The 11601-nt window shown below is 43.3% G+C and carries 8 protein-coding genes; all 8 read right to left on the bottom strand.

The features are described 5' to 3' along the window. Window positions 1-143: 143 nt before the first annotated feature. The 8 genes from ABZR88_RS02585 to ABZR88_RS02550 all read right to left on the bottom strand — a co-directional run bounded on the left by ABZR88_RS02585 (window position 144) and on the right by ABZR88_RS02550 (window position 11597). A complete protein-coding gene (locus ABZR88_RS02585; RefSeq protein WP_107831650.1) occupies window positions 144-668 on the bottom strand; it encodes a hypothetical protein in 525 nt (174 codons plus the stop codon). A gap of 3 nt (window positions 669-671) precedes the next feature. Continuing rightward, window positions 672-1886, bottom strand: coding sequence for a PilN domain-containing protein (locus ABZR88_RS02580; protein ID WP_107831648.1), 1215 nt, complete (start codon window positions 1884-1886; stop codon window positions 672-674). 1 nt (window position 1887) lies between these two features. Then, a complete protein-coding gene (locus ABZR88_RS02575; protein WP_245917122.1) occupies window positions 1888-3822 on the bottom strand; it encodes a type II secretion system protein GspD in 1935 nt (644 codons plus the stop codon). 6 nt (window positions 3823-3828) lie between these two features. After that, window positions 3829-5262 (bottom strand): GspE/PulE family protein, encoded by a 1434-nt coding sequence (locus ABZR88_RS02570; protein WP_107831646.1) that lies wholly within the window; start codon window positions 5260-5262, stop codon window positions 3829-3831. After that, complete coding sequence (locus tag ABZR88_RS02565; RefSeq protein WP_107831644.1) at window positions 5259-5738, bottom strand: hypothetical protein; 480 nt, start codon at window positions 5736-5738, stop codon at window positions 5259-5261. The genes ABZR88_RS02570 and ABZR88_RS02565 overlap by 4 nt, the downstream gene beginning before the upstream one ends. Window positions 5739-5766: 28 nt before the next feature. After that, window positions 5767-6192, bottom strand: a complete 426-nt coding sequence (locus ABZR88_RS02560) for a type IV pilin protein (RefSeq protein ID WP_107831642.1) — start codon at window positions 6190-6192, stop codon at window positions 5767-5769. A 23-nt stretch (window positions 6193-6215) separates the two neighbouring features. After that, window positions 6216-6398, bottom strand: a complete 183-nt coding sequence (locus tag ABZR88_RS02555) for a hypothetical protein (RefSeq protein WP_107831640.1) — start codon at window positions 6396-6398, stop codon at window positions 6216-6218. Window positions 6399-7274: 876 nt separating this feature from the next. Beyond that, window positions 7275-11597 carry an RHS repeat domain-containing protein gene (locus ABZR88_RS02550; protein ID WP_170113694.1) on the bottom strand — a complete coding sequence of 1441 codons (4323 nt, stop codon included), beginning with the start codon at window positions 11595-11597 and terminating at the stop codon, window positions 7275-7277. Window positions 11598-11601 lie beyond the last annotated feature (4 nt).

Raw genomic sequence — 11601 nt, 5'->3', positions numbered from 1 at the left:
ATTTGCATCATGCGAACCTCAACTTGACACCCTCCCCCGACAGTATATTATCTAATAACATAATGGTTCACATTTAGCCTTGTGAGAGTTATAGAACTAGCTGTTAGTGTCTTAAACAACGCTACATCCATATGACAAGCCTCTTATTTAACTATCTCCAGCCATGCAGTCAAAGTCAACCGACCTTCCGTTTGTAGCTGATCATGGCGAGTGGTGCTGAAATTAGCAGATCGCAAGACTCCGGCATCTTTAGCTTTCTCAATAGCATCTAACAACTTAACTAATCCAGCATAATCTCCCTCAAAGACCACTTTGTTGATAATATACTTGGCTGCGTGCGTTTCCTGAGCATCAGAGGGTAATTCAATGATTCGGCACTGGTTGGTCGATGCCATTTCTGATAATCTGGCCAAAGTATTATTCCGAAAAGTGGTTGAATCAATTCGATAGCGACTGATCACTTGTTGAAGGTTATGCTGCTTGCGTTCCAGGTATCCGGGTTGGTAACTGAGATCGTTTTGTTGGATAAGCGCTTTGGTTAAACGGTTATTGAGCTGCCAGGCCTCAATTGTTTTCTGAAAAGCCAGGCGATAGCTGATCACCAGCAGCAGTAAGGTTCCTGCAAGGAGCAAGTATTCTTTTTTAATTTTTCCTTTTAGCTTTTCCATGGCTTAAAAACTAATGGCGATGGTAAATACACCGGTGTTCTTTTCGTGATTATAGCTGTAATTTAGCATCTGGACTTCTTTTACCCATGCGTGGGTTTTGATGCGGGCCATCCATTCATTAACCGGGATGATCTGGGCAGATGTCCCTGATATTTTAATCAGGTGATTACTAAACACGATTGTTTTATTGATCCGGCCTGCGGCATCGTCAGTTGGATTGACCGCCATATCCGTTAGTTTGATACTCTCCGGCAACAGCGAGGCCAACTGATCAATAAGTACACTTTTTCTTACTAACGGCTGTTCGATGCCCAGCCCGCGGATTTCGGCTTCCATCTCCGCGATTCGTTTTTCAAGGGTGTCCCTGCCGGTGGTCGCTTGTGCCAGTGCGCCGATTTTTCCTGATAGCTGAATGTTTGCCGAATTTTTGGCATTGAAAACAAAAAAATTGACCAATAACAGAACAAAAAAGCAGAGTAAGACGACGGTGCCCTGCGCTTTAACTTTTCGGTTTTCTATGGTAACTGCCAGGGGCTGATCCAATGGAGAGGATTGCACCGCCGCCGCTTGTAACCGGTCATTCATCGCCAGCTGAAAAGCGGCGGCGTAGGGCAATACCAGTTCCTGCGGTAAGGGTTCATTGCCTACTTTGAGGGCAAATGTCAGTGGTGTGATTGGCTGTTTTTTATAAGCGATCCATTCCTGCTTTTCGTTCCTTTTGATGTGATGACCATTGATTTCAAAATCATGATCATACAGGTTCAACTGCGCCGCGATATGCAGGATAGGCAGGCCATCCAGCGATAGCATCAATAAGTTCAGCTCGTTTGCTTTGAACTGCTCCAGCCATTGGTCAGCCTTTTCCTTCCGGATCAGCGAAACAAACAATTGTGTTCCGCTATGGATTTGCTGGATATAATAATCTTCCCAGCGGGCATTTGGCAAGACGAGAGAGAAATTTGATTCAGTGATCTCTTCCGCTTGTTCTAACTGTTTGGTGATGATACCGGCACCGGTCAGGTTTAGTGATACCGGTATTTTGGCCGGGAGCTTTTTGGCCAGCGCAGCAAGCGAAGCAACGTTGGTTAGCTTTTGCTCAAAGCTTAATTCGTTCTTCTTAATAACGATCTGACAGGCATCGATCACCAGACTACCATCCGGCTTGAGCAGGATGCTAACACCCACTACTTCGTTCAACCGGTAATATTGTTCCAGCATATCAACGAATAATGGTTGGTTTAATAAACAGTACCGTCACCACCTTCTGGTTGGTCTTCGTCTTATTACTAAAAATCCATTTTAAGATCGGGATGCGTGAAAGCACCGGTACGCCAGAAGTGGAGTCATCGGTTTCATTTCGCTCAATACCGCCTAATACGATCATATCCTCGTTGTGTGCTCTAACAATGGACTCATATACACTGTTAGCCGTTGGCGGCGGCGCATTATCCGGTGGTGTACCGATAAAGTCAGAGATATTGACTTTAATATTCAGCGTCACCTGATCATCGCCCGAGACAATCGGTTTGATATTAATATCCATGTTCGCTTCCACCTCTTTATATTGATCGGTAAAAATGCTGGTGGGCGATGTGATCGACGGAATCACGTTCTGGGTTTTGATCTGGTAATAACGTTTCTGGCCGATGCTAAGTTTAGCCGAGTGCCCGTTCAAAGTGGCAAGCTTCGGTACCGCGCGCACATCCACATTATCATTGTTTTCCAACGCCTTGAGACTGACGTAAAAATTAGGCACTACATGTCCGAGGTTGAAACCTGTTGATCCGCTTATACGGCTTAAAAAGTCATTAATGGAGCTCGCGCCAAACGTGTAATTGATGCCGGGAAGAATAGAGCCACCTGTTTTAACACTATCGGATACGCCAGCAGCAATACCGGTAGATACCGTGCGGGTTTTATGAATATCGATCATATTAACCTCGATCAATACCATCGGTACCAACAAGTCGACCTGCTTAATAAAACTCTCAATCTCGGCGATCTGCGGCCTCGATCCGGATAACAGGATCGTGTTCTGCTCGCGAAACTCGCGGATCTCTACACTTTTTTTCCAGTCATTCGGGATTATTGCCATAACGGTATCGATCGGTCGATTTTCCAGTTTAATTGCTCTACTGGTTCTCAACCCCTCTAACTTACGGTCTCCGATCATGTATATACCGTTGTCAGCGATGAACGTATAATCGGTCCCCTTAAAAAGAGCGGACAGAAAATTATCATAGCTGATATCGCTGATATGAACCGTGATATTGCCTTTTAACTCTGAATACAGAAAATAGTTCTTATTCATCTCCTGTGAGGCCATTTTGACCAGATCAGCGATTGGCGCGTTCACCGCTTCGGCTGACAATAATTTTTGGCCGCCAACTACTTTACTAAAGAGATTGATGTTGGCACCACCCGTCGTAGGCGTAGCAAGTTTAAAATTCTTACGGACACCAGTACTTTTATCGCCATTGACGTACAGCTCTTCCCCTTCGCCCAATGTTTGGAACAGGTAATAGTTATCGCTGGTCTTGACCATTTTCAGCTCGTTGGCATAGGCCATCTTGTCCAAGGCTGTCTCAAATGGTGCCGAGTTCATATACGAGGTCACCTTTTTGCCTTGAAGTGCATTCGGCACCACCACGTTCTTGCCGGATAACTGGGCAATCTTGCGGGCCACCAGCAATAAGCTATCGTTATTCAGCTCAAAACTCAGGGTGTTTTCCAACTGATTATATTTGATGCTGAGTTCGCGAGGGGTAGGCTTCACCAATGTTTTAGGATCAATGTAAGGCGCTATCATAATGATCGAGCCTACGGGCTCGATATCCAGGCTGTATTGTTTGGCCAAAAAGATCAGGATATCCTCGGCTGTAACATCATTAAAATTATGGTTCACCTTGAAGGTCAGCCGGGAGTCGATGCTCAGACTCAGGTTGCTGGCTTTACCCAATGCCCCCAGATATTCGCTGATGGTGACATTGTTTAGGTTCAGCTGCACTTTCTGGCTCAGGCCGGGTACAGCCGCCGACAGGTTATCCAGCTTGTTTTTGATCGAGTTGATATGCTCATCGTCTTGCGCCTTTAGCGCAAAGGGTAAGATGAGTAAAAAAAATAAAATCGTGATTCGGTTTAGTAATCGTTGCATGCTTCGTTAATAGTTAAACAGAAGCGGGTAAATCTCTTCCATCGTTGTCAATCCTTCTTTAAATAAGTTAAAGGCATTTTCTGCCAGTGTTTTGATGCCGCGCTCAGCCAATAACTGTTGCACATCGATATTTTCTTTTTTGATCTCAGCCGCCAGTTCCTGATCTATCGGGATAATTTCATAGACAGCCTTACGTCCTTTATAACCCGTATAAAAACATTGCTCGCAGCCTTTTGCGGTATAATGTTCCTCCACCTTTGCCCAAGGCTTAAACTGCCTTGGGTAAAGCGCCTCATCAAATAATTCTTTGTTTTTGCAATGCGGACAGATGAGCCTGACCAGACGTTGTGCCACCGCGGTATTCAAGGTATTAGCGACCAGAAACGGTGGCACCCCCATATCTGATAGACGGGAAACAATGCCCCAAGCCGAGTTTGTATGGATGGTTGACAGCACCAGGTGACCGGTCAGCGCCGCGCGGATGGCCATATTGGCGGTCTCCGTATCACGAATCTCACCCACCATGATTACATCCGGGTCCTGCCGTAGAAAGGTACGCAATGCGGCCGCAAAGGTCAATCCGATGGTTTCTTTCAGTTGCACCTGGTTGATGCCTTCCAGCGTATACTCCACCGGGTCTTCGATAGTCAGGATATTTCGCGTCTCTTTATTGAGCAGCTTGAGCGTAGCGTATAAGGTGGTGGTTTTACCGGAACCGGTAGGCCCACTAATGAGCAGGATGCCGTTCGGCCTTTTAACACCCTGTAAATAGCTATTCAAGTCAAACTCGGAGAATCCCAGGGCATTCAAGTCGATGTTCGTCGCATCGTTATTCAGCAAACGGAGTACAACCTTCTCGCCATGTAAGGTAGGTAATACGGAAACACGGATATCAAACTGATGACCGCCATGATTAAAACTGATACGGCCATCCTGTGGTAAGCGCCTTTCGGCAATATCCAGGTTAGCCAAAATTTTGATCTTATTGACCAACGCCGGATATTCATCCTGGCTCAAACGGTAACGTTCGATCATCTGCCCGTCAATACGGATACGCACCCGACATTTAAACTCATAGATCTCGATATGGATATCAGAGCTTTTCAGGTTTTTGGCCTCACCGATCAGCGTGAGCAGGAAATCACCGTTTTCGCGTAGTGCTTCTACATCAAGCCCGGCCTTCGTCCCTTGATCTCTCAGGTAATGGGTAGACAACAATCTCGCCAATTGTTCGGCTGGGATAGGCACAAACGACACAGTTATCCCAAACAGCATCTCCAACTCATCGCGCAAAGTATCCGTATCGGCCTCTGCTTCGCAATAAAGTTCGAAGCTATCGGCAGTTTTAGCTACCGGTAAAACACGATAATGCCAGGCTTGCTCTTTGGTGAGCCAATGCAACTGATCGCGCTGTATGGATATGACGGCCGCTTCGTTCATGCCATCAGTTTTAAGATCCAGTCGGTCTGTTGTAAATTAAGAGCTGGCACCAACCAACCAGAACACAACAAAAGTGCAAACAGCAAAGCTTGCAATCCAGCCAAAGGAATATGCCGATTATTAGGTTTGCGCAACACCCAATACAAAAGGATCAATAGCAAGCTCGATAGATAAAAGACAATGAAATTTACTACCGGTAAATAAAAAGCCAATGCGCATAAAAAGAGAATATCTCCCCAACCCAATAATTCGCTGGTAATATTTGTCCAGGTCTTATTCTTTATCGAAAAGTAAAGTGACACTAAGCCCAGTTGGACAAAGAGAAAGATCAGATTGACGGCCAACTGCCGAAAATCATATATGTGTTGCTCCCTATAATTAAGCCATGCCAACGCCACAGCCAGTAAGGGAAACGCCCATACCCATACCATTCTGTCTTTTACATCCTGTTTAAAGATCAGCAGCAGTAGCATCATCACCAGTAATTTACAGGCTAACAACACGTTAATCGGGGGTAACTTCTTTTAAGTTCTTGTCCTGGTCAATTTCCCAGGTATTGAAGGCGCCGTTTTGGTTAAAATCAACCACAGAGGTAGCGCGACCGGTAAAACCAGAACTGGAAACATTGGTGATCTCAATCCGGTAGTTGGCATGCCCGCCATCACCATCGGTCACCAGTTTTTCCTGGATGAACCCAATCTCCGTTAAGTCTTTCGAATATTTGGAATGCTCGTAGAAGTAATTGCGCTCCAGTGTTTGCACGTGCTCCAGTTGCAACTTGGCCTCCATGCTTTTGGCTTTGGTAATCTGCGGGAGTAAGTTAGGCAAAGCCAGTAACACCAATATGCCGATGATCACCAGTACCACCAAAATCTCGGTGAGCGTATAGGCTTTAACTTTTTTATTCAATAAGGTTTCAGGCGGCTCCATGTCAAAATAATTGCAGCACTAATTTAGAAAACTTTCATTAGACCTGTAATTAAAATCTTGTTGATGTTCCGGCACATTGTAGGCACATAATGATTAAGCGTTTGGTACAGGTCAAGTTGGTTATCAAAATCATTCTGGCATTCGCCGTCACCGTTGTATAACTTTTTATTGGTATCAGTTTGTGTAGCCACCGCGCGGCTCAACATAATCAGGCCAAATGCATAGTAGTTATTCTCCTGTACTACTTTGACGGCGCCATTGTTTTACAATTAAAGTAAGAGATAAACAATTACACTTCTAATTTCTCTAAGATCACTATCTTATTGGGGTCATTTACATCGATCAAAATATTAAACCTCTCCCCTTCTTGTGGCGTAGACCGATATCGAAACGCTTGTTCAACATTCACTTCTCTTGTGCCAACAACCTGGTCGTTTATTCTTAATAATATATTCAATACCCGCCGAGTATCAAGCCCTGATCCATATTCCACAAAAGTATTATTTACACTAATATCTCTCCAATCGCAGCTATCCCATTTTGAATTTGCGCTTTATCCCTTGGCCTACTAATTGAAATTTTAACGGTTAAAATAAAAAAGCCTAGGAGTATCAAAAAAACAAGGAAAATTAATATTAACGCCATTTGATCATGTTATTTTATAGGATCGAGAATCAAACTGCATTGTACCCAAAACACCATTATATAGGTCAGGTGTAAAAAGAAAATAGAAAAAACTTTTTTAATATTTTTAAGCCCACCGTAAGCGGCGATATTTAATCTTTCGATCTTATTTAGTACAATATAGCGAAACCAAAAGTTCGCTAATACAGGTGCCATTTGCATAAAGATCAATGGCCAATAATACCGCCAACCCATCAAAATAGATATGCCTGTAAAATGCAATCCGGAAAATATCAAAACAATAATTATGAAAAACCCAAACACGTTCTTACCGATCACCTTTTGTCTATTTAGCCTCAGATAGATGATCAAATTTACTAGTGCAAAGTAAGCAATATAAAAATAGTCCATTATAATTTACCAATAAAATCTCTAAAATATCTTTAGTTTAAGTTAACTCATTTCCAAGGTATTTTTACATCGACGCCCAAGTTTTCACCTACGTCCCAACCTAAATTCTGCTCAAACTTGATGATGAAAGCTTGTTGTTTGCTATCATAGTATGCTCCAAATCCTAATCCTATATGATCACCGACATCAGCACCCGCGACATAATTTATTTTATATCCTGATATATCTAACATTCCACCAATCTCAGCTTTAACGGCATGCACTCCAAGGCTAACCTCAGCATTAAAACCTCTTTTCTCCTTGTCATTACTCATTGGCGTAAGGAGAGCGATTTTGCCATCTACACTCACGAATTCAACTTTACCGGTTATTTTATTAGTTATTTTGAAGCCTTTAACGTTCACACCGGTGCTGAAAGAGGCATTACCTTTAAAAACATAGGCATCGATCGACTCTTCAAACCCATCTTTGAAAGAAAACGGTTGCACGGTAAAATCAGCACCTAAAGTAGTTAAATCTATATCACCGTTCGCAAAGTACACTCCTGAATTAACACCAAAATTAGCACCAACCCTTCCAAAACTCGATGTCACACCGTTGTCGCTAAAGTAGCTCCTAGGCCCATATGCATACGCGCCGCCAGAAATGCCCGGTGCGTACAGTTTTGTCCAGCCATGTGCATCTTCGCTGTAAATATACGTATTTTTTCCATCGCTATAAGACGTACCCGTTTTAGGATTGCTTGGTGCGTTAGGCGGAGGCACGTTGCATGGATCGCAACCACCATTGATATCAAAACTATTAACTGGATTGTTACCCATTCCCTCATAGGGAGAATGATATTGTCCCATCGGGTCCATCGTTAACCAACGCCCTATCATGCCATCATACATCCGCAGATCAAAGTTGTTCCAGCCAGTAACAGCATCTTTCTCCGCATACTCGCCCTGATATTGATAACGGTAACCATTTCCGCCACTTTGTGCTACTGCGCCATAGGGGTAATAATCATCGTAACTTATTACATCCACGGAGCCGTCGGCCTTTTTGTTCCGATTTATAACAGCACGAACACTACCAACGTTATCTTTCAGCTCATAAACATAATTATTACCTTCAGCATAATAGGTACCGAGTCTGTCTGAGCCAAAAACAGGCATTTCCGACACCGACGCCCCGTTATATATCGCAAGTATATTCCCCATCACATCATATACATAATTTGTGGTTACCGGAGTACCGTTCATGGCATCCGTACGACTGATACGGTCGCCCATTTCGTCATAAGTATAAGAAACCAACGAGTGTGTCATTGCGGCATCGTCATAAACGCCTGTCATCAAACCCTTCGAATTATACTTGATATAAAGATTCGAGTCTCCGTGTTTTAAACTTTTTAATTGTCCAACATTGTCATAAGTATAACTTGCATATCCAGTAGGATCAGATAAAGAACCTACACTAACCAGCTTATTAGTACCTGGTTGATATTGATAATTATTAAAATTATCATGTAAAGCACCATTCTTATCATAGCGCTGCAGCCCAAGAATATTACCATTGGCATCATAGCTGATATTTTTTTCCTTGAAACTACTAGCAACATTAAATGTACCATTAGTAAGATCAGGTGAGCCCCACTCTGCTTGGGTCATTTGATATTTAGCATCGTAACTGTAACTATACATCGCCGGATCATCAATTCCAGGGGTGCTGCCAGCATCTGCCTGAGTTTTTGCACTTCGCCAAGCTATACCGTTTACATTCCCATTGTAATATGAGGTTTGACCTGTGTTTATACTTCCAATATTACTGCCGTCTCTTTGATAGTCGTGAGAAAAATATTCGATCTGCATCCCAAAAGCATCAGGCGCGAAGCTGTTATAAAGCCCGTCATTGTTAGGATCTTTGGCCTTATCCCCACTAGCGTTATTAACACTTTTCAGCCAACCTTGAGGCGTATAAACATAGTCTATTCCTTGTAATTGATCTCCTAATTCAATTCGTTTCAACGGACCATGTAAATAATAATAGTATTTCGCGTGCTGGATCAAGTTGACGTTATCACGGCTGGTTTTAACATTTACCAATCTACCGTCGCTATCATGATCATAATAATGTAAAAATCTATCTGTCGGATGTTCCCGCTGGTAATCGACAACGGCTACAGATCCTTTTGCATTATAGGTATAATTGACCGTTTTCGCCTCCAAACCAGTTTGCTTCTTAATTAACCAACTGACCCGCCCTTGATCGTCATAGTTATACCAAGTCTTACTATTTTCGCTTTCTGTCCAACTGACCAGCCCTCGCATTGCTCCTTCATTTTGTGTATAACCGCTAAGTCCATGGCTATTATCAGGCAGATCATAGTGCATCTTTACCCAATCCCCTCTTAATCCTCCGGTCAACGCATCGTCCGTAGCATCCTGTAATCCTGTGTTGGTCTTTAAGGCAGAGAACTGCAGATCGCCGCTGTTTTGCGGAGTATATTCACCCGATTCGATTGAGCGCCCTAAAGGGTCATAATTAATATAAGAAAAACGGCCACCGAACAGTGCAGTTCGCTGTTCAGCATTTTGAGTGAATCTAATTCTTCCGTCAGTACTGTAAATGAACTCGGTACGGCCGTTATCTGTAGATGTCGATGCGACCAAGCGTCCTTTCAGATCGTATTCATTAGCCGTAGAAAATGGCGCCGTTCCTCCCTGCGCATAATTATCAGGATGCAGGATCAACTCTTTTACACCATTCGGTGCGACATTCAAGATCAATTGACCAAGCTGATTATAAAAATTGTAACTGACATCAGCGAAAGTATTGATATAAGACATTTGCACATTTGCCATAGCCGAATTACCATCATTGCCGGGTTTTACCATTACTTTATAATAGCCGGCCGGTAGATCACTGCCATTATTGAAAGAGCTTGTGATCTCTGTCCCTGTTCGCATATCGAACAATCGATAAGGCCCTGTTATATTGATACTTTGAGATTTTGTGATATAAAAGTATTGTGCCGTGGTCGTAGGTGATTCTTTCAATCTTGCCGGCGCATTGTCCACCAAGGTCACATTGGGATTCTGCAAAGGACTAACGAACGCTTTTTTTGTATAATAAAAGGGCTGAGTAGAGCTGATCACATAAGTGAAACCTGCACTGGATTGAGGATCGGCGACGTTATCAAAGGAGTAATCATTACCAGAACCATCATATACCGTGACACCGTCTCGCGTAATATGGACATTATACGAAGAGATCAAGGAAAAACTGTTCGTATGGTAGAATTCGTCGGTCGACTTATTGTTGGTATTGATGGTTACTTCAAAATCGTTTGCTGAAGGCACCAGTGTGATATTATTCTCCACGCTGAACCATCCGTTCTCATCAGCTCTTCCACTGATCAAAGGTTTACCGGAAAGGTCACTGATACTAAGTGTTTGATTCCCATTCGCGTCAACGGAAATTTGTTGTATTCCCTCTCCACTCATCTCGGATGGATAACTTCCGATCTGCGTCGCCGGACAATACTTATTACGGATGGATAAATAATGATCCAGTTCGGATATCACTGGAAAACTTCGAATGGATAGTTCATGGCCTGTACCCATATTTAATCCTTCTCCTGCACTAGCGGCTCGGTTTTGATCCCCACTACCATCATTTACATACTCTATCCGCGAATAAGGGAATCCAGTAGCCGGTATTAAAGGCTCCAATGTATTATTATTACTATAGTACCAGCCTAGCGTGCCGATCTGGGTATTAGAGATCGGATCAGGGTTATTTACCTTGGTATACCGGCTACTCACATTAGATGGATCTCCATCAAAGTTCAAATATCCGTAATCGCCTCCGCTCGAATTCTGAACAAAATGTTCTTTATAAGCAAAAGAAGCATTATTGGTTGGTGCGGGCAAGGTGGTAAGCGCGGCCCTTCCTTCTGCGTCGTAAAGGGTCTGAGTTGCCAATACTTGACCCGTAGTTTGATTTTTCGTCTGAGACTGGATCGAGTTGCCATTATTGTCGTAAAAATCTTTTGACTCGCCAACTACCTGTCCGTCCTCATCATAGCTGGTTGTCATGACCCAATTACGGTTCAAGTCAGCTGATGGATTGTCTGGTGGCGGCGGTAAAACTGTCGTGTTATCTATATCTACTTTAACAGTAGAACCTTCTTCGAATAATGTTCCGGGCCCGAGCACAACGGACCGAGCGCTAGATATATTTCTTATTGTTCCATTGGACACAACATAAGCATTGTCGCCAGGCAAAGGCAATACTACTGCCGTCGATGAATGAATGTCTTGCGCCGTAGCAGTAACAACTATACTTAAAAAAACGCAAATAATTAAAACTCGTTTTCTCATGTTC

The organism is Mucilaginibacter yixingensis, assembly GCF_041080815.1.
Classification (GTDB): domain Bacteria; phylum Bacteroidota; class Bacteroidia; order Sphingobacteriales; family Sphingobacteriaceae; genus Mucilaginibacter; species Mucilaginibacter yixingensis.
Note: the sequence above shows the minus strand (reverse complement) of the source record. Positions and strands in the feature narration are given on the sequence as shown.

Bases quoted from the DNA above. Each gene is read 5' to 3' on its own strand.
- ABZR88_RS02585 (WP_107831650.1), bottom strand. From the start codon at position 668: ATGGAAAAGCTAAAAGGAAAAATTAAAAAAGAATACTTGCTCCTTGCA.
- ABZR88_RS02580 (WP_107831648.1), bottom strand. From the start codon at position 1,886: ATGCTGGAACAATATTACCGGTTGAACGAAGTAGTGGGTGTTAGCATC.
- ABZR88_RS02575 (WP_245917122.1), bottom strand. From the start codon at position 3,822: ATGCAACGATTACTAAACCGAATCACGATTTTATTTTTTTTACTCATC.
- ABZR88_RS02570 (WP_107831646.1), bottom strand. From the start codon at position 5,262: ATGAACGAAGCGGCCGTCATATCCATACAGCGCGATCAGTTGCATTGG.
- ABZR88_RS02565 (WP_107831644.1), bottom strand. From the start codon at position 5,738: ATGATGCTACTGCTGCTGATCTTTAAACAGGATGTAAAAGACAGAATG.
- ABZR88_RS02560 (WP_107831642.1), bottom strand. From the start codon at position 6,192: ATGGAGCCGCCTGAAACCTTATTGAATAAAAAAGTTAAAGCCTATACG.
- ABZR88_RS02555 (WP_107831640.1), bottom strand. From the start codon at position 6,398: ATGTTGAGCCGCGCGGTGGCTACACAAACTGATACCAATAAAAAGTTA.
- ABZR88_RS02550 (WP_170113694.1), bottom strand. From the start codon at position 11,597: ATGAGAAAACGAGTTTTAATTATTTGCGTTTTTTTAAGTATAGTTGTT.